Below are 18,317 nucleotides of genomic sequence, written 5' to 3'. Positions count from 1 at the left end.
GAAGGAGATTGCCATGAGTGGAAAACCTGCAGCGCGCGTCACCGATCTGACGGCTTGCCCACTGCCCGGGCACGCCAGCAATCCGATTGTGTCGGGCTCGCCCGACGTGTTGTTCGATGGGCTCGGCGCGGCGCGGATGACCGACACCACGGCCTGCGGCAGCGCCCTGGCCAGCGCGGTGGTCTCCAATGTGCTGATCAACGGCCTGCCGGCCGCGACCCTGGGGACCACGGGTAACCACGGCAATGTGGTGGTGAGCGGATCGGCCAGCGTGATCATCGGGCAACAGGCCAGCGCCGCCGCGGTGACGCCGGTGATCAAGATTCCCGGGCTCTGCCTGCCGTGCCTGTTGGCGGCGGCGCAGCGCAATGAAACCTTTGTTCCGCTGCAAAGCCTGGGGGGCTGACCATGAGTGTCGCTGGCAATGGATGCCGACCCGATCCGAGTGTCCTGCACTTTCGTAACCATATTCGTCATTGCCTGGAGCAGCATCCGGAAACCCGGTTTTATGTGCTGGTGGATGGCGCCCGCTACCTGACGCTGGAGAACCGCCTGGACGCCGCCGGCGCGGCGGTCCAGGTCGAATGGCTGCTGGCCGGTACCGAGCTGGACGAAATCAGCCGGGCGGGGCCGGCGCTGGTGGCGTTCGTGGGGGAGAGCGACGCAGCCACCCAACTGCTCGACTGGCTGATCGAACGGGACCAGAAATCGCCGCTGGTGTCGTGGTTGTGGAGCGAGCGCTCCTACGAAGCCTTGAGCAACCATTTGCGCTCCCATTTGTTCACCCGCCTGCCGGATGGCCGCAGGGCGCTGTTTCGTTATTACAACCCGGTGGTCCGGCGTGGCCTGGAGAGCGTGCTGGACAACGAACAACGCATGGCCCTGATGTTGCCGCTGGATCGCTGGCAGATCTGGCAGCCGCTGGTGCTGGCGTACCAGACCTACTATCGGGTCGGGCAGGAGGCTCGCCATGCTTGAGTTGACGGCAGACCAGCTGAAGGCGCTGGAGCAGGTTCGGCAAAATGATGTGATCGAAAAGATCATGCTCGAGATCCGTGAGCACAATCCTCAATGGCTTGAGCAAAAAGGACAGTGGCAGACGATCCAGTACCTCAAGGACTACCGGGAAAAAGCCTGGGCACTGGGTATCGAGGAGCCTGACGCGGTCGAGAATTTCATGCGGTTTGGCCTGCAATTTCCCGGTTTCGAAGAAACCCCCGGATTTATCCGCTGGATGCAGCGGCCGGTGAGCGACACCCCGGAGCAGCGTTTTCACGATTACGAAAGCGTCATGGATTTTGTCCAGGGACAACGGGCCTGGCGGGCCGCACTCAAGACAGGGATGCCTGAATGACCAGTTTCATTAGCGGGTCCGTGGCGCAATTGGCGCCTCCCATGACCGGCGGTTTGCGTATGCCGTTGCCGCGCAGCGGGCCGAGGTTGCCGTTCGACATACCCATGCCGGCGCCGCCCCGGCTGCCCATGCCGCCGCCCCGACCGTTGCCGGCCCCGATCCCGGAAACCCTCCCCAGGCCGGTTCCCCTGCCGAGCCCCAGGCCGTTGCCGCTGCCCGGAACCAAGCCCGAGGTGCTGCCCAAGGCCGGCACCCGGGATCGAACCCAGGAGGCTGAGCGAGACTGTAAAACCCAAAAGAAAGACTGTGTGAAGTGTCCGCCCGAAGACGGGCATATGTACATTCCCGTCAACGGCAAGGGACACAGCATGAGTGACTTGTCGAGCCGCTACCAAAACTGGGTCACCAACTTCCCGTTTCCCTGGGAGTGGTTGTGGAGTGCGACCGATTGGGATGGTTTTGTGAAAAGCCGCTGTACCCTGCAAGAGGCCAAGGCCAACTACAAGTTCATGCTCATCCTCGGGTTCAAGCATCCGAAGTTTGCCAAGAGCCTGGAGAAGGATCTGATCGTCAAGGCGCACACCCAGGCAGGCAAGGCCAAGCCCACTCCGCCGGTGAAGCTAGAGTGGCATTTTCTGCAGCGGGAGGTTTACGAATATTGCTCCGAAAGGTACGAAGAGGACGGGCTCACCAACCTGACGGCTTATTGGAATCCGATGCCAGGCACCAAGGATCATGAGGAGTACGAGGACGTGCGTCGCGAGGAGAAAAAGGCGCTGGACGAGTACTACAAGCAGAACCCAGACTTAACCGCCTGAGACCGTATGGAGTGCTCATGGATACATTCAAGCGTTTCAATTTCAAGCTGAGCTTCGATAAGCAGAAGATTTCCCGGGTTACCGAGCAGGAGCAGATCGACAGGAGCCTGGCCTTTCTCAAGGCGATCGGCGAGATCGACCCCATTCTCAAGCACTGGTTCTTGTGCGCCGAAGGCAAGGACGACGGCCTGACGCACAATGTGCTGCTCGACCCGGACAGCTTGCGGCGCGAAGCAGCGTCCTGGAAAGACGCGGACTCCGACGTCAACGACATGAGTTTTGTGCTGTGGAACGGGATAGACGATCCGCTCAAGGGCGGGCTTTCGCTCACCTATCACGCACGCAGTGGCGGTACGTTGCCTGCGGGCATCGAGTTTTCCGAGGCCGGGACCTTGGTTCGTTGCCTGCGGAATCCTCGACAGGGCATTGTCGAGTTGATGAATGCGGCGGTCGATCTCTGGCCGGAAATCTACTGGGGCGTGGCCGCTCCCAATGAGTACTTTCGCAAACAGCGAGTGTTCCAGGACCGCCAGACCATCGGTTGGATCGGCTACTGTCCACACCCTCTGGTGGCGGCCGATTTCCCGGAGGTCGCCGAGCTGCGTCCTACTCGATCCAGGGGAACCATTGTCGTTTCCTGCCCCGGCGTCATGGACGAGAAGAACGTCCAGCATGTGCAGGTGGTGGGGGACACCGATATCAAGCTGGTGGAGCTCGGGTTTTTGCCTGGGCGCTATTGAGCCCGCCCGGGCCGGCCCGTGCCGCGAAGGTTTTGGCGCCTTTGCAGCAGCGAGCCGGCCCGCGACAGGGCTTCAGGCCAGGCGCGGTTCCACCGAGTCCGCCAGTTGCGTGAGGATCAGGCAGCAGGACACGGCGCCGGCATCCAGTACCCCCAGCGAGCGCTCGCCCAGGCGGCTGGCGCGCCCGATCTTCGCCACCAGGTCGCGGGTCGAATCCCGGCCCTGGGACGCCGCGCTCTTCATCCGTTGCAACCCTTCCTTGAACGAGGCACCGCCGGCCTCGGCCTGCTCGAAAGCCTCCACCGCGGGAATCAGGGTGTCCATCAGGCACTTGTCGCCCACCCCGGCATCGGTGATGTCTTGCAATGAACTCAGGCCGCCGCGCAACAGTCGGGCGAAGTTGGCCGCGTCGATCCGCTGGCGGCCGCGCACCTCGTTGGCCATGCCGATAAACAGGCTGCCGTAGAGCGGGCCCATGGAGCCGCCGATGCCCTCCATCAGGCTCAGGGTCAATTCGTCGAGAGCCTCGGCCAGGTCGAGCTGGCGCCCGGCGAGGGACCGGCCGCAGTGGGCGAACCCCTTGGCCATGTTGATGCCGTGGTCGCCGTCGCCGATGGCGCCGTCCACTTCACTGAGGTACTCGCGGTTGGCGACGATCACCGTCACCAGGTCGGTGACGATGGCGCTGCCGTCGAGGCTGGAAAAATGCTGGCTCATGGTTCACTCCGCCTGGGTCATGCCGATGGAGCGGCAGGGGTGGTCGATCAGGGTTTTCAGCTCGGCATCCAGGCCCAGCAAGGTCAGGGTCACACCCATCATTTCCAGGGAGGTGAAGTAGTTGCCGACATAGCAGCGGTGGATCTTCAGCCCCTTGGCCGTGAGCTGGCGCTCGACTTCGGCGTAGAAGATGTACAGCTCCATCACTGGCGTCGCGCCGAGGCCGGAAACTAGCACCACCACGCTGTCGTCGCGGCTGAAGTCGCGATCGCCGAGGATCGGCGCGAGCATGCGTTCGGCCATGGCGGCGGCGGACTCGACCGGGACGACCTGGATGCCGGGTTCGCCATGATGGCCGATGCCCAGTTCCATTGTCCCGGGGGCGATCTGGAAGTTGGGTTTGCCCACGGCCGCAATGGTGCAGGGCGTGAGGCCGACGCCAATCGAGCGGCACTGGTCGACGGCCTTTTGCGCCACGCCGATCACCCCGTCCAGGTCATAACCTTTTGCCGCCGCTGCGCCGCCGATCTTCCACATGAAAATCTCGCCGGCCACGCCGCGGCGTTTGCCTGTCTCTTCGCGGGGCGCGGAAGCCACGTCGTCGTTGGCCACCACGGTGCGGATCCGCATGTCCTTGCTGGCGGCCATCTTCATCGCCAGCTTCACGTTCATGTTGTCGCCGGCATAGTTGCCGTACAGGCAGGCCACCCCCGCGCCCTGGTCGGCGGCGCGGAAGGCGTCGAAGAAGCTCTTGGCGGTGGGCGAGGAGAAGATTTCGCCGACCGCCACGGCGTCCACCAGGCCCGGGCCGACATAGCCGAGAAAGGCCGGCTCGTGGCCGGAGCCGCCGCCGGTGACGATGCCCACCTGGCCGGCCGGCGAGAGGCGGCGCTTGCGGATGACCCGTGGATTGGCCTCGTACTGGGCCAGTTCGGGGTGGGCCAGGAGAATGCCTTGCAGCATGTCTTCGACCACCTGGTCCGGATCGTTGATCACTCGATTCATGACGCGTTTTCCTTGTTCCTGTTGGCTGCAATGCCGTGCAGTGCGTCGTCGGCAGGCTCGCCTCCCGCGAAAGGGAGTGGGAGATTCCGCGGGCTGCGGGCCTGTCGACGAACCGGTTGGAAGGCGCTGGGCCTCAGGGCTTGAGCACCACCTTCAATGATCGGTCGCCGCGCTCCATCACCGCGAAGGCCTGCTTGAAATCGGCCAGGGCGAAGGTGTGGGTGACCACGTCGCGCATGTCGATCTTGCGCGTGCCGATAAAGTCGATGGCCCGCGGGTACATGTAGGGCCCCAGGTGCGAGCCGAGCACGTCCAGTTCCTTGCGGTCGCCGATGATCGACCAGTCCACCGTGGCCTCGTCGTTGAACACGCTGAACTCGACGAAGCGCCCGAGCTTGCGCAGCATCGCCAGGCCCTGGTTGACCGCCTTGTGATGACCGGTGGCTTCGATATAGATGTCGCAGCCGTAGCCGTCGGTGATCGCGCGAATCTTCTCCAGCACGTCCTCCTCGGCCGGGTTCCAGACTTCGTCGGCGCCCAGGCGCAGGGCCAGTTCGGCGCGTTCGGGCTTCATGTCGAGGACGATCAGGCGCTTGGGGTTGCGCAGCCGCACCGCGCCGATGATGCCCAGCCCCAGGGTGCCGGCGCCGGCCACCACGACAATGTCGTCGAAACCGACATCGGCGCGCTCGGCGGCGTGCAGCGAGCAGGCCAGGGGTTCGATGAGGATGGCTTCGTCCGGTGGGATCTCGTCCGGCACTTTGTGCACGATGCCTTCCTTGGTGAAGATCATGTACTGCGCCATGGCGCCCTGGACATTGTTCTGGAAACCGTACAAGTCGTGCTTCTGGCACATCCAGTACTGGCCGTGGTTGCAGAAGCGGCAGCCCCAGCACGGCACGATCTGTTCGGAGATCACCCGGTCGCCGACCCGTACCCCGCGCTTTTCCGCACCCGGCCCCAGGGCCACCACGCGACAGACAAATTCATGGCCGGGGATCATCGGCGGTTTGACGTAGCGCGGCTGCTCGGCGTCGCCCCAGAAGGAGGGCGCGCCGCGGTAGGTCTTGATGTCACCCATGCAGATGCCGCACAGCTCGACCTTGGTCAGGATCTCGTCCGGGCCGGGTAGCGGCACCGGCACCTGTTCCAGGCGGTAGTCTTCGGGGCCGTGGCAGACCACGGCCTGCATGGTGCTAGGAATCTGGGGCGACAGCTGTTCGGCGGACAAGGTGGACATGACGGCAGGCCTCGTTGCAAAAAAAAGGGGAGTAGCGCTGGATTACTGGATGCTGTAGCCGCCGTCGATCACCACGTTCTCCCCGGTGATCATCTGCGCGGCGTCGCTGAGCAGGTACAGCGCCAGCCCGGCGATTTCCTCGGGCTGGGCGAAGCGTCCCACCGGGATCTGCAGCCTGGCCCGTTCGCCCAGCTCGCCGGCCCAGGCCTTCTTGCCCAGGGCGGTCTCGACGATGGTCGGCGAGATCGCGTTGACGTTGATGCCGTGGGCGGCCCATTCCATGGCCAGGACCTTGGTCATGCCCACCACCGCGGCCTTGCTCGCGCAATAGGCCACGTGCCGCTCCAGGCCGATGACGGCGGCCTGGGAGGCGAGGTTGACGATGCGTCCGCTGCCGCGCTCGAGCATGTGCCGGGCGCAGGCCTGGGCGACGAAAAAACTGGCCTTGAGGTTGATGTCCAGGGTGGTGTCCCAAGCGCTTTCGCTGACCTCGAGGGCTTTGTCCAACAGCGCGACGCCGGCGCTGTTGACCAGGAAATCCAGGCGCCCGAAGTACTCGGCGACCCGGTCCACGGCGTGCTGCACCTGGTCCAGCTGGCGCAGGTCGAGGGCCAGCCCGAGGTGCCCGGCGCCGAGGCGGGCGGCGATCTCGCCGACCTCCGGGTCGCGGTCCAGCAACGCCACCTTGGCGCCTCGTTCCACCAGCAGAGTGGCGCAGGCCAGGCCGATCCCGGCGGCGCCGCCGGTAATTACCGCGCAGCGGCCGCTGAGGTCGAAGGCCTGATCCCAGAATCCGGACATGATGTTGACTCCTGTAAGGCGAATGGACGATGGCGAGGGGTGGCGGTTATTTGCTGCCGGCGACCTGTTGGTACAGGGCGTCGGCATTGCCGTCGGTTACCGGCACCCACGGCAGGATGTACAGCTTGTCGTTGCCGTCCGCCCATTTCAGGTCCTTGGCATAACGCTGCCAGATCACCGACTGCGGCTTGTAGTCCTTGCCGGCCAGGGTGCGCAGCGCTACGTCCAGGGCGCCCTGGGACTGGGCCTGGGCGTCTTGCAGGAAAGTGGTGACTTCGCCTTTTTTCGCCGCCTGGATCGCATCCGGCATGCCGTCGATCGAGGTGATCGGCACGTCGCGCGGCGACAGGCCACGGGACTTCACCGCTTGCAGCGCGCCGAGGGCCATGTCGTCGTTCTGCGCGATGATCCCGGAGATGCCGCCGTTGGGGTGGGCATTGAGCCAGTCCTCGGTCAGCGACAGGGCCTCGGCGCGGGACCAGTTGGCGGTCTTCATCTCGATGACCTTGATCCCGGGGTTGTTCTTCAGCACCTCCATCTCGCCTTTCTCGCGGTCGATCTGCGCCGACTGGCCGATCGGGCCCTGGATGATCACCACGTTGCCCTTGCCCTGGAGCTTGTCGACCATGGCCTGGGCTTGCAGGCGGCCGCCCTCGACGTCGTCGTTGCCGACGTAGGGCACGCTGGCGCTGGCGACCTTGGTGTTGGAGGCAATCACCGGAATGTCGTTTTCCTGGGCGCGGGCCACGGCGCCGACGCCGGCCTTGGTGTCGATCGGCACGAAAATGATCGCGTCGTAGTGCTGGGTGACCATGGTCTCGATCTGGTTGTTCTGGGTCAGGGCGTCGTAGTTGCCGTCGAACACGGTGACCTGCACCGTGCCGTCCTTGACCGCCGGATGCTGTTTCAGCTCGCGGACCCAGTTCTGCATGAACTGGCCCTTGAGGCCGTAGACCGCGGCGCCGATCTTGTAGGTCTTGCCCTCGGCCAGGGCCATGCCGCTGGCGAGCAGGGAGGCCGTGGCCAGGGCGAACAGGGAGGTGCCAAGGGGGGTAGGGGAACGCTTCATGGGGAACTCCATTATTGTTGTCGTCGTGCCATGGAAAGGTGAGGGGGAGTCAACGTTTCTTCTTGCGCCAGACATCGATGAGCACCGCGAACACGATGATCAAGCCCTTGGCGACTTGCTGGTAATAGGACGACACCCCGAGCAGGTTCAGGCCGTTGTTGATCACCCCGATCAACAGGGCGCCGAACAGGGTGCCGACGATGCTGCCGGTGCCGCCGGAGAGGCTGGTGCCGCCGATCACCACCGCGGCGATGGCGTCCAGCTCATAGGACGTGCCGGCCTGGGGCAGGGCGGAAGTGGTGCGGGCCGAGAGCACCACGCCGGCCAGGCCCGCCAGCAGGCCCGAGACCACGTACACCGAGAACATCACTTTGCGCACGCCGATCCCCGAGGTGCGGGCGCTCTTTTCGTTGCCGCCCACCGCGTACACGTAGCGGCCGTAGGTGGTGTAGCGCAGGACCATCCAGAAGATCAGTGCGACCACGGCGAAGATCACGATCGGCACGCCCACCGGGCCGATCTTGCCGATGCCCAGGGCCAGGTAGTTCTCCGGCAGGTCGGTGACCGGGCTGCCGTCGTTGAGGATGAAGGTCATGCCGCGGGCGATGCTGAGCATGCCGAGGGTGGCGACAAAGGGCGGGATCGACAGGTTGGCGACCATGAAACCGTTGACCACCCCGAGCATCGCCCCGGCGAACATCCCGGCGCTGACCGCGGCCAGCAGGCCGTAGCCCTGGGTGGCTACCAGGGCGCTGCACAGGCCGGCGAACGCGAGGATCGAGCCCACCGAGAGGTCGATACCCTTGGTCAGGATCACGTAGGTCATGCCCACCGCGAGAATGCCGTTGATCGAGGTCTGGCGCAGGATGTCCATCCAGTTGCGCCAGGTCATGAAGTATTCGCTGGCGAAGGCCATGACCACGCACAGCAGGACGAACACCAGCGGCAGGCCGAAGCGGTCGAGGGCGAAGCGCAGGCGGCTGCGGGGTGCCGGGCCGACGGCGGCGGGGGTGGCGGCAGGGGTGACGAGGGTCTTGGCATTCATGAGGCGAGACTCAGCAGGGCTTCCTGGGAAAGGGCGGCATCGGTGCTGACGGTGACCAGGCGGCCACCCTTGAACACCGCGATGCGATCGCTCAGGTGGAGCAGTTCCGGGGCTTCGGAGGAGACCACTATGGCGGCGCCGCCGGCCCGCACGAATTCATCCAGCAGGTGATAGATCTCCTGCTTGGCGCCTTCGTCGATGCCCCGGGTCGGCTCGTCGCACAGCAGGCACACCGGCTGGGTCGACAGGCACTTGGCGAGCACCACTTTCTGCTGGTTGCCACCGCTCATGGAGGCCACCGGCAAGTCCAGGGAGGACACCTTGATCTGCAGGCGCTCGACCATGTCCCGGGCCAGGGCCTGCTCTTTGCGGGCGTTGATCAGCGACCAGCTCGACAGTTGCCGGTAGGCCGACAGCGCGATGTTGGACAGGATGCTGCCGCTGAGCACCAGGCCGCTGTCCTTGCGGTCTTCGGTGACCAGCGACAGGCCGGCGCGAATGGTCGCCGCCGGTGCGCCGACCGGCAGCGGCTGCCCTTGCAGGCTGACTGTGCCGGCGTCGGGTTCGGTGAGGCCGTAGAGGCAGTTGAGGAATTCGCTGCGCCCCGAGCCCATCAGGCCGTAGATACCGAGAATCTCGCCCTGGCGCAGTTGCAGGCTGATGTCCTGGAATTCGCCGTGGCGGCTCAGGCCCTGGACGTCCAGGCAGGTGTGCGTCGTGCATTCGCGCCCGACCTTGTGGTCGATGCGTTGCAGTTCCTGGCCGACGATGCCACGCACCAGATGGGTGCGATCGATATCGGCCATGCGCCCGCTTTCGACGAAGGCGCCATCACGGAAAATGCTGTAGTCGTCGGCGATCTGGGAAAGTTCGCTCAGGCGGTGCGAGACATAAATGATCCCGGCGCCGCGGGCGGTGAGGCGGCGGATGGCCTTGAACAGGGTCTCGGCTTCGCGCTCGCCGATGGCCGAGGTCGGCTCGTCCATGATCATCACCTGGCAGTCATGGCTGAAAGCCTTGGCGATTTCCACCAGTTGCACCTGGGCCACGCTCAGGCGGTGCATGGGGCTGTTGGCGTCCACCTCGAACTCCAGGCTGTCCAGCAGTTCGCGGGTGCGCCGCTGGAGCGCCTTGCTGTCGACGATGCAGCCGGCGCGGCGCGGTTCGCGGCCCAGCCAGATGTTCTCGGCGACGCTCATGTAGGGAATGGGTTCCAGCTCCTGGGTGATCATCGCCACCCCGGCGGCCAAGGCATCGCTGGGGCGATTGAACTGCACCGGACGGCCGTTGAGCGCAATGCTGCCGGCATCGCGCTGGGTGATGCCCATCAGTATGCCGAGGAAGGTGGATTTGCCGGCGCCGTTGCCGCCGCACAGGGCGTGCACGCTGCCGGCACGCAGGGCGAGGCGGCCATCGCGCAGGGCAGGGATCCCGGCATAGGCCTTGGCGACATGTTCAGCCTGGAGCAGTAATGGCGTGGCCATCGGCGTGTCCTCGTGCTGTGAATTCTTATTAGGTCGCAGAGTCATGTTTCGCTGTGATCATATGTGTATCAAATGAAATTCTGATCAGTCAATCTCTTTCGCCGTAAATCTGTGTCGACGGTTGTTGTCGCTTTTAAGCCCTTTGTATAGGGCTTTGTCTTGGTCGCCAGGTAAATCCTGCTTGACAGCGAGGGGGTGAATGCTTGAGAAATGACTGAACAAAGTTTCAGTAATTGATCATTTGATCATTCGTGCTCTTACCCAGACAGCGGAGCGAAATGCCATGAACGCAGCCTTTTCGGTGGCCATCGGATGTGATGAAGCGGGTTTCGAGCTCAAGGAGTTGCTCAAGCGCCATATCGAGACCCTGGGCCATCCGGTGGCGGATTTCGGCACCCACTCCCTGGAGCCGGTGCTCTATCCGGACATTGCCCTGGCGGTGGCCACGGCCATCAGCGCCGGGCAGCACCGCCTGGGGGTGCTGGTCTGCGGGACGGGCATCGGCATGGCCATCTCGGCCAACAAGGTGCTGGGCATCCGCGCGGCCCAGGCCCACGACACCTATTCGGCTGAGCGCGCACGCAAGAGCAACGATGCACAGATTCTCTCCATCGGCGCGCGGGTGGTGGGGCCCGAGTTGGCCAAGAGCATCGTCAAGGCGTTCCTCGAATCGGAGTTCGAGGCCGCGCGCTCGGGGGCCAAGGTCGAGCGGATCAACGCCATCGAACGCGATGGCCAGTCGTAGTCGCCGGCTTGCTCGCAGCCCGCTGCCCGCATGGGCGAAGCGGTGGTAGACGCGACCGGCGTCGACTAGAGAGAATGCGCCTTTGATGCCCATACGGAAGCCAGTCCACATGAGTGACAGTACCCCGCGCGGAGCCAGCGACATCGATCTGATGACCGAGGTGGCGATGCTCTATTACCTTGAGAACGTCACTCAGGAGGCCATCGCCAAGCGCTTCGACCTGTCTCGGGCCAAGGTCAGCCGCCTGCTCAAGCGCGCCCGGGACGAAGGCATAGTCGAGGTCCGGGTGTTGCAGCATCCGGCGATGAACAACGAGCTGGAGCAGACGCTGGTGGAGCGTTTCCAGCTGGACCGGGCACTGATCGCGGTCGACCACAGCGACCCCGACACCCAGCGTTCGGCGGTGGCCAGCCTGGTGGCCAACTACCTGAACAAGACCCTGGGCGACGGCATGATTGTCGCCGTCGGCATGGGCCGCAACGTCGGCGCGGTGGCCGACAACGTGTTCCTGCCGGTGACCCGCAACTGCACCTTTGTCTGCGCCATCGGCGGCTCGTTGCGCGCCGGCGAGTACATGAACCCCGATCACATCTGCCGGCGCCTGGCCCTGCGTTTCGGCGCGGAAAGCGAAACCCTCTACGCCCCGGCGCTGGTGGCCAACCCGGAGTTGCGCAGCGTGCTGATCAGCAACGACACCGTGCGCTCGACCCTGGACCGCGCCCGGCGCGCCGACATCGCGCTGATCGGCATCGGCGACATGAGCGAGAACAGCAACATGGTCCGCATGGGCTGGTTCTCGCCCCAGGAAATTGCCCAGGCGCGGCTGTCCGGCACCGTGGGCGACATGATGGGCTACGACTTCATCGATATTCACGGCCAGCCGGCGGTCAACGCCATCCAGGGCCGGGTGATCGGCCTGACCGTGCAAGAGCTGGTACGCATTCCCGACGTGGTGGCCATCGCCAGCGAGAACACCAAGGCCGCCGCGACCCTCGGCGCCTTGCGCTCCGGGGTGATCAACACCCTGGCGACCACCGTGACCAATGCCCACACCATTCTCGCGCTGGACGATGCGACGCGCAGAAGCTAATGTCCGTAGGCGGAACTGGCGATCGAACGCGAGCAAGCGCAGCGCTCCTGCAGGAGCGAGCTTGCTCGCGATAGCAAGGGTCCGGACACCGCCGAATAAAATTTTGAAATGATTTCCCGCTACAGGAAATTTCCCGAGGGGTTGTAGGATTCAAGTCCGTTTTTCTTCACAGGACTTGCATGAACACCCTCTCGGAGCCTCCCAGTCGTCCCCATTCCCGGACGCCTCGACTTTTCCCCGCTCGACCCGCCTCGCGCTGCCTTGCGCTCGTCATAAGGCGCGGCTGTTACGCCAAACCTGCTATTTTCCAAACGTCGTCCCCGGTCGTCGCGACCGTTGGGCGTTTACCTGCGTTCGCCGTTCAAAGGCCTTCCAGCCTTGCCTTGCCGTTCCCGGCTGTCTGAATTCACTAGAGAGATAGAGTCGTTCTTATGGAATGGATAATGGATCCCACGGCCTGGCTTGGCCTGTTGACCCTGATCGTGCTGGAGCTGGTGCTGGGCATCGACAACCTGGTGTTTATCGCGATCCTGGCGGACAAGTTGCCGCCCCATCAGCGCGACCGTGCGCGGATCATCGGCCTGTCCCTGGCGCTGATCATGCGCCTGGGCCTGCTGGCGAGCATTTCCTGGCTGGTGACCCTGACCGCGCCGCTGTTCGAGGTGTTCGGCAAGAGCTTCTCCGGCCGCGACCTGATCATGCTGTTCGGCGGCGTGTTCCTGCTGTTCAAGGCCACCATGGAATTGCATGAGCGCCTCGAAGGCCATGTCAGCCAGCGCACCGGCAATGCCGCCTACGCGCTGTTCTGGCCGATCGTCGCGCAGATCGTGGTGCTCGACGCGGTGTTCTCCCTGGACGCGGTGATCACGGCCGTGGGCATGGTCGACGAGCTGGCGGTGATGATGATCGCGGTGATCATTTCCATTGCCCTGATGATCGTCGCCAGCAAACCGCTGACTCGTTTCGTCAACGCCCACCCGACGGTGATCATGTTGTGCCTGGGCTTCTTGATGATGATCGGTTTCGCCCTGACCGCCGAAGGCCTGGGCTTCCATATCCCCAAAGGCTACCTGTACGCGGCCATCGGCTTCTCGATCCTGATCGAGGGGTTCAACCAGATCGCCCGCGCCCGCCGCAAGAAGTCGATGCAGGGCCTGCGGCCAATGCGCGAGCGCACGGCCCATGCGGTGCTGCGCTTGCTGGGCGGTCGCGGCCTGGCGGTGGAGGAGGTCGGCGAAGAGATCGCCGACCTGCTGGACAACGGCGAAGCGCCGAGCGCCGAGCTGTTCGACCGCCGCGAGCGGGTGATGATCAGCGGCGTGCTGCAACTGGCCGAGCGGCCGATCCGCACGCTGATGACCGTGCGCGCCGACGTCGACTATGTCGACCTGGCGGACGACGCCGAGGCCATTCGCAACGCGCTGATGCATTCCTCTTATTCGCGCCTGCCGCTGATCCGCGACGGCGCGGTGGAGGAGCCCCTGGGCTTCGTGCACAAGAAGGAGTTGCTCAAGGAATACCTGGCCGGCAACGAGCCGAACCTGGCGAACCTGGCGCGTACCACCATCAACCTGCTGGACAGCTTCTCGATCCTCAACGCCCTGGAACAGATGCGCAAGGCTTCGACCCACATCGCTTTCGTGATCAACGAATTCGGTGATTTCGTCGGCGTGCTGAGCATGACCGACATTCTCGAGTCGATCGCCGGCGAGCTGCCGGACGCCAGCGAAATCGAGGGCCCGGACATTGTCGAGGAGCAAGGCGGGTTCATGGTCAGCGGCGCGCTGAACCTGACGCAGATTCGCCAGCGGACCGGCTTCGACGCCGAACCGACCGCCGACTACCAGACCCTCGCCGGGATGGTGGTGAGCCTGCTGGACCGCTTGCCGGTGATCGGCGACCGGTTGCAATGGCAAGGCTGGACGTTGCAGGTGGTGACGGTCGAGGAACGGCGGGTGACGCGGGTGCTGCTGCGCAAGCAAGACGCCGCCTGAGCCAGGGCGGGACAGGAAGCCGGATGCGAGTCCGGCTTTTTTAGGAGACTTCACGGAATCTTGGGATACAGCGAAAAAGTTTGCCCAGCGTCACGGTGTTCACGGTTAGGGCTGCCGTAGGCGTTGTAGCTGAAGGCGCGCGTTGCGCGGTCGGGCAGGGTGATTTGCCGGCCCAGGGCGTTGCGCTGATTGTCGTCGAAAGTCAGCGCAGGTCGTCATGCTGCGCTGATAGAACATCCTGATTTTTTAAGAACGGGTTTAAGCGTTCAGAACCTGATCCTGCAATCTACGGCCGATGATATCCATCAGGTCGCAGCCGTCGCGGAGTGGGAGACGATCACTCGTGACAAGTCTTGTAGCAGTAGCGGGTCGTTGTTGAAGTTTTCAGTTAAAGAAATTGTTTCAAGTAGTTGGGCTGTGCATTGGATGCGATAAGCAGCAGTATCGTGCAATACATCTATAGGTGTCTGCGTGTTGATCAGTAGCGAAGGGAAGTGATTGTCGATACCGGTTATGGGCAGATAGCGAGGCATAGATGATCTCCTGGGTCAGTTTCAGAAGCTGCAGGCATCACTTTCAAAGGCTTAAGGGCGCAGGTTAAAATTAATTAAGTGGAGAGCATCTTGCTTATGTAGTTGTTGTCATCCCCTAGCCAAAATAAGCGCATCGCATCTAATATGGTCTTGTCCTTGCTTAAGGCTGATATGGCTTCTTCACGTAGAGGGTGGTCTTGTGCTTCGTCTCGATAGTACTCATACACGCTAGAAATTAATATGCATGCAATTGCGGCACGAACTCCCCAGCTGTTATCCATCGATAATAGGGTTTTGATTGCGGGAGCTACTAGTTTTTGGTCTGATAGAGTGAACTCCCAATCTTGCCCCATTTCTTCTAACGGTAACCCCAGAAGCGTTGATACAGCTTCTCGCTCACTAGCTGAAGCTCCATAATATTCCATATTAGTTCTCCCCTGGGAATGCTGTAATCAACTTGCCATTTCCCTTTCTCACGACAGTTGCTTTTGAAATAAGGGTAAAAGTACCATCTGGGTTTATTAACCGAGCAGGGACATGTGACGGTAGATCGACAACTATAGTCCCAGTTCCCGGAACGCTATTGATAAACTCAGCAGCGGCAGCATCGTCTAGCCATTGGCCATTTGCACGTCCCATAGCAGCAGAGCGGCGCTTCAAAAATTCTGTGTTGTTTTGTCCATGCTTGGTAAACGCATGGCCAAATATATTTTCATCATAAGGATTAATGGGCTTTGCATCACCCTCATCCACCTTTGATTTCGCTGTTGGGGCTTCACCAGCATTTGGTTTGCAATCATCTCCCCCCGGGCACTCCCCGTTCAATCCCAACGGATCCACCCACCCTGTAGGGTTAGGCACGTACTGGTAGTTGTTCAATCCCCCCGCCAGCTTGATTGGGTCCGGCGTCAAGAACCGTCCAGAGCTCGGATTGTAGTAGCGATGGCGGTTGTAGTGCAGCCCGGTTTCCGTATCGAAATACTGGCCCTGGAAACGCAGCGGATTGTCGATTTCCTCCACAGCCAGCGCGGCCAGATTGCCATACGCCCGGTACTTCGCCGACCACATGATCTCGCCGCTATAAGCGGTCAATTCCTGCGGAGTGCCGAGGTGGTCAAGCTGGTAGTAGAACGGCGTGGCCTGGGTTGGGCCTTCGCCGTCGAGCATGGCCAGCGGGCGGAAGGTGCCGGGTTCGTAGATATAGCTGCGATAGCGATTTTCAGCGCTCTCGGCGATCAACCGTTCGCCTTGCCACAGGAACTCGGTCGTGCGGCCATCGACGGTTTTAGCGATGCGCCGGCCGAAGGCATCGTACTTATAAGTGGCGGTGCTGCCGCCCGGCAAGCTAACGCCGATCAGCCGGTGCTGGCAGTCGTACTGGTATTCGGGGCCCGCGCCGCGACGTTCGCGACTCAGGTTGCCGAAAGCGTCGTAGTCGTAGTGGCGGTCGCCCTGCATCAGCAGGCGGTTGCCTTTGACGTTGGCGAGGTTAGCGGCCGGTTGATCGCCCTGGCCGAGCAGGTTACCGGCGGGGTCGTGGGCGAAGCTTTCCGGGGTGGCGCCGCGGACGTTGATCAGGCGGTCCAGCGGGTCGTAGTGATAACGCAGGTTGCCCTTGCGGCTGTCGTCGATACCGGCGAGGTTGCCGTTGGCGTCGTAGGCGTAGGCGCGGCGGAACAGGTTGCGTTGCTGTTGGCCGTGCTGTTGCTGGCTGACGCTGTGGGCTTGCAGGCGGCCTTGTTCGTCGTACTGGTACTGGCTGAGCAGCAGGCCCTGCTGGCGTTGCTGTTCGCGGCCGGCGTCAAACTGGTGGCTGGTCAGGCGTGAGCCATTGAGGTCGATGCTGCTCAGTTGCCCCCCTGGGGCGTGGCGATAGTCGAGCTTGCTGCCGTCGGGCAGGCGGCAGTGGCTCAATTGGCCGAGTTTGTCGTACTCGTAGCGCAGGGTACCCCAGCCTTGGTGCTCGGTGATCAGGCGGTCTTGCAGGTCGTATTCGTAGGCCAGCGGCCAATGGCCGTCGTCGACGCTGACCAGACGCCCGAGGGCGTCGTAGCTGTAGTGAATCTCTTCGCCATCGGCCAGGGTTTTCACCAGCAGACGGCCAGCGGCATCGCGCTGGTATTCAGTGACCCGCTCGCTGCCGTCGTCGCCGAATTCGGTTTTCTTCAGCAGGTTACCGTTGAGGTCGTAGGCATAGGCGGTACTGCGCCCGTCGAAGCCGGTTTCCTGCTGGATCAGGCCGTTGGGGTAGTAATCCAGGTGGTACTGCTCGCCGCGCTCGTTTTCGATGTCGGTGAGCAGCAGGCGCGCGTTGTCGTAGCGGTAGCGCAACTGGCTGCCGTCCGGGTTGATGCGGCGGCTGACCAGGTGCAGGTTGTCGGCGTATTCGTAGCGGGTGATGCGGCCCAGTTCGTCGCGTTCGGCGGTGACTTTGCCGTAGGCGTTGTAGCTGAAGGCGCGGGTCGCGCCGCCGGGCAGGGTGATCTACTGGTTGAGGGCGTCAGCTACCGTTAGAGGTCAGCGCAGGTCGTCACGCTGCGCTGATATGACATCCTGATTTTTAAAGAACGGGTTTAAGCGTTCAGAACTTGATCCTGCAATCTGCGGCCGATGACATCCATCAGGTCGCAGCCGTCGCGTAGTGGAATGACGATTACTCGTGACAAGTCTTGTAGCAGTAGCGGGTCGTTGTGGAAGTTTTCGGTTAGAGAGATTGTTTCGAGTAGCTGGGTTACGCATCGGATGCGATAAGCAGCAGTATCGTGCAACACATCTATAGGAGCCTGTGTGTCGATCAGCAGCGAAGGAAAGTTATTGTCGATGCCGGTGATGGGCATGTATCGATTCATGGTGAAGCTCCTTGATCAAATGGAGCAGCCACTACTCGCTGTCAAACAAGTTGGGTGGCAGCTGTACGCGGGTTGACAGACCGAGGATCAAGGAGCCCGGCGCACGCAAAGGTGCCCCACGCACAGCCGCCATATAAAGGAACGGCAGGCACAAAAAATGCCGGCTGTTCACATAGCGGCATTTGCATGCCTCGATCATATTCGGTCTGTCAAAACCGGTCACTGTTTTTGCAGCGACTCGAAGATGCTATCTGGGTAGAGAGGGAGCTACAAGCTGGCAGAAGTCGATTTGTTCTGTAGGAAAAAACTTTGTAGGCGCTTGAAGTTTCTTCTCTACGTATTGACTGGGAACAGTTGGAGTATTGGTTGTGATTGCAGGCTCGCTGTAGTCGAAAGGTATGGGGGCGTTTTTACTTCATCGTCCCCCGGGTGATATCTATTTTCTCGGGCGTCATCGCGGCAGGAGCAGTTTCTTACTACATTAGTTAAGTTTCCAGCACTGCATGATTCCGCTTTTCATCAATTGACTGATTAACTGTTCTGATATGTCGATTTCTGGGTAGTCTGAATCATCGTCTATAGAGCTAACTAGTAAATTGAACTCGTTAGATTGCTCGTCACGCAAGTCATCTTCAGGTAGCGGAACCCCTAAAAGTGCATATTTAAGGGTCGGTGTACTTGCTATAAAAGCCGGGTATTCGTCATATGTGCCTTCGTTGTCTTGCTTAAAGGTAATGCCAAGAACATTTCCGAGAATAGTGGCCGTATTTTCCAGTGAGCCGATTGGGGTTAAGCCGATATCTGCAAACTCTCTATAGGCTTCGGTGTTCATA

General features: G+C 62.1%; 18 protein-coding genes and 2 pseudogenes. 8 read left to right on the top strand and 12 right to left on the bottom strand.

What is annotated here, in order from left to right; translation table 11 throughout:
* The first annotated feature begins 13 nt into the window (after positions 1-13).
* The 5 genes from BTN82_RS17715 to BTN82_RS17695 are packed head-to-tail and all read left to right on the top strand — an operon-like array spanning position 14 to position 2,912.
* Positions 14-406 carry a PAAR domain-containing protein gene (locus BTN82_RS17715; protein WP_075120418.1) on the top strand — a complete coding sequence of 131 codons (393 nt, stop codon included), beginning with the start codon at positions 14-16 and terminating at the stop codon, positions 404-406.
* Positions 407-408: 2 nt separating this feature from the next.
* Positions 409-978: a DUF4123 domain-containing protein gene (locus BTN82_RS17710; RefSeq protein WP_081375491.1), complete on the top strand. Its 570-nt coding sequence runs from the start codon at positions 409-411 to the stop codon at positions 976-978.
* Positions 971-1,354 (top strand): hypothetical protein, encoded by a 384-nt coding sequence (locus BTN82_RS17705; RefSeq protein ID WP_075120417.1) that lies wholly within the window; start codon positions 971-973, stop codon positions 1,352-1,354. Before BTN82_RS17710 ends, BTN82_RS17705 begins: the two co-directional genes overlap by 8 nt.
* The gene (locus BTN82_RS31600) at positions 1,351-2,172 is read left to right on the top strand and encodes a Tox-REase-5 domain-containing protein (RefSeq protein ID WP_315969268.1); all 822 of its coding nucleotides are present in this window, start codon (positions 1,351-1,353) and stop codon (positions 2,170-2,172) included. Before BTN82_RS17705 ends, BTN82_RS31600 begins: the two co-directional genes overlap by 4 nt.
* 17 nt (positions 2,173-2,189) lie before the next feature.
* Complete coding sequence (locus BTN82_RS17695) at positions 2,190-2,912, top strand: Imm52 family immunity protein (protein ID WP_075120416.1); 723 nt, start codon at positions 2,190-2,192, stop codon at positions 2,910-2,912.
* A gap of 72 nt (positions 2,913-2,984) precedes the next feature.
* On the opposite strand, the gene dhaL is transcribed toward BTN82_RS17695, so the two are convergent.
* From dhaL to BTN82_RS17660, 7 genes are all read right to left on the bottom strand, one after another.
* The gene (dhaL, locus tag BTN82_RS17690; protein ID WP_075120415.1) at positions 2,985-3,629 is read right to left on the bottom strand and encodes a dihydroxyacetone kinase subunit DhaL; all 645 of its coding nucleotides are present in this window, start codon (positions 3,627-3,629) and stop codon (positions 2,985-2,987) included.
* A 3-nt stretch (positions 3,630-3,632) separates the two neighbouring features.
* The gene (locus tag BTN82_RS17685) at positions 3,633-4,634 is read right to left on the bottom strand and encodes a dihydroxyacetone kinase subunit DhaK (protein WP_075120414.1); all 1,002 of its coding nucleotides are present in this window, start codon (positions 4,632-4,634) and stop codon (positions 3,633-3,635) included.
* A 133-nt stretch (positions 4,635-4,767) separates the two neighbouring features.
* Complete coding sequence (locus BTN82_RS17680) at positions 4,768-5,874, bottom strand: MDR/zinc-dependent alcohol dehydrogenase-like family protein (protein ID WP_075120413.1); 1,107 nt, start codon at positions 5,872-5,874, stop codon at positions 4,768-4,770.
* Positions 5,875-5,916: 42 nt separating this feature from the next.
* Positions 5,917-6,675: an SDR family oxidoreductase gene (locus BTN82_RS17675; protein ID WP_075120412.1), complete on the bottom strand. Its 759-nt coding sequence runs from the start codon at positions 6,673-6,675 to the stop codon at positions 5,917-5,919.
* Between the two features lie 46 nt (positions 6,676-6,721).
* Positions 6,722-7,744 (bottom strand): substrate-binding domain-containing protein, encoded by a 1,023-nt coding sequence (locus tag BTN82_RS17670; protein ID WP_075120411.1) that lies wholly within the window; start codon positions 7,742-7,744, stop codon positions 6,722-6,724.
* 49 nt (positions 7,745-7,793) lie between these two features.
* Positions 7,794-8,789 (bottom strand): ABC transporter permease, encoded by a 996-nt coding sequence (locus BTN82_RS17665; RefSeq protein ID WP_075120410.1) that lies wholly within the window; start codon positions 8,787-8,789, stop codon positions 7,794-7,796.
* Positions 8,786-10,273, bottom strand: a complete 1,488-nt coding sequence (locus tag BTN82_RS17660; protein ID WP_075120409.1) for a sugar ABC transporter ATP-binding protein — start codon at positions 10,271-10,273, stop codon at positions 8,786-8,788. The genes BTN82_RS17665 and BTN82_RS17660 overlap by 4 nt, the downstream gene beginning before the upstream one ends.
* Positions 10,274-10,556: 283 nt before the next feature.
* Between BTN82_RS17660 and rpiB the strand changes: the two genes are divergently transcribed.
* The 3 genes from rpiB (at position 10,557) to BTN82_RS17645 (ending at position 14,102) form a co-directional block, all read left to right on the top strand.
* A complete protein-coding gene (rpiB, locus tag BTN82_RS17655; protein WP_075120408.1) occupies positions 10,557-11,018 on the top strand; it encodes a ribose 5-phosphate isomerase B in 462 nt (153 codons plus the stop codon).
* Positions 11,019-11,127: 109 nt separating this feature from the next.
* A complete protein-coding gene (locus BTN82_RS17650) occupies positions 11,128-12,108 on the top strand; it encodes a sugar-binding transcriptional regulator (protein ID WP_075120407.1) in 981 nt (326 codons plus the stop codon).
* Between the two features lie 431 nt (positions 12,109-12,539).
* Positions 12,540-14,102, top strand: a complete 1,563-nt coding sequence (locus BTN82_RS17645) for a TerC family protein (RefSeq protein ID WP_075120406.1) — start codon at positions 12,540-12,542, stop codon at positions 14,100-14,102.
* A gap of 258 nt (positions 14,103-14,360) precedes the next feature.
* Here the strand turns inward: BTN82_RS17645 and BTN82_RS17640 are convergent.
* From BTN82_RS17640 to BTN82_RS17625, 5 genes and pseudogenes are all read right to left on the bottom strand, one after another.
* Positions 14,361-14,635: pseudogene (locus BTN82_RS17640) on the bottom strand (hypothetical protein).
* A 74-nt stretch (positions 14,636-14,709) separates the two neighbouring features.
* Positions 14,710-15,060: a hypothetical protein gene (locus BTN82_RS31150; protein ID WP_148169588.1), complete on the bottom strand. Its 351-nt coding sequence runs from the start codon at positions 15,058-15,060 to the stop codon at positions 14,710-14,712.
* 382 nt (positions 15,061-15,442) lie between these two features.
* A pseudogene (locus tag BTN82_RS17635) lies at positions 15,443-17,119 on the bottom strand (RHS repeat-associated core domain-containing protein); the annotation flags it as partial.
* An 89-nt stretch (positions 17,120-17,208) separates the two neighbouring features.
* Complete coding sequence (locus BTN82_RS17630; RefSeq protein ID WP_075120405.1) at positions 17,209-17,484, bottom strand: hypothetical protein; 276 nt, start codon at positions 17,482-17,484, stop codon at positions 17,209-17,211.
* 481 nt (positions 17,485-17,965) lie between these two features.
* A complete protein-coding gene (locus BTN82_RS17625; RefSeq protein ID WP_075120404.1) occupies positions 17,966-18,316 on the bottom strand; it encodes a hypothetical protein in 351 nt (116 codons plus the stop codon).
* Between the last annotated feature and the right edge of the window lies 1 nt (position 18,317).

The organism is Pseudomonas chlororaphis, from assembly GCF_001921865.1.
In the GTDB taxonomy this organism is placed as follows: Bacteria; Pseudomonadota; Gammaproteobacteria; order Pseudomonadales; family Pseudomonadaceae; genus Aquipseudomonas; species Aquipseudomonas chlororaphis_D.
This window is presented reverse-complemented; position numbering and strand designations above follow the sequence as displayed.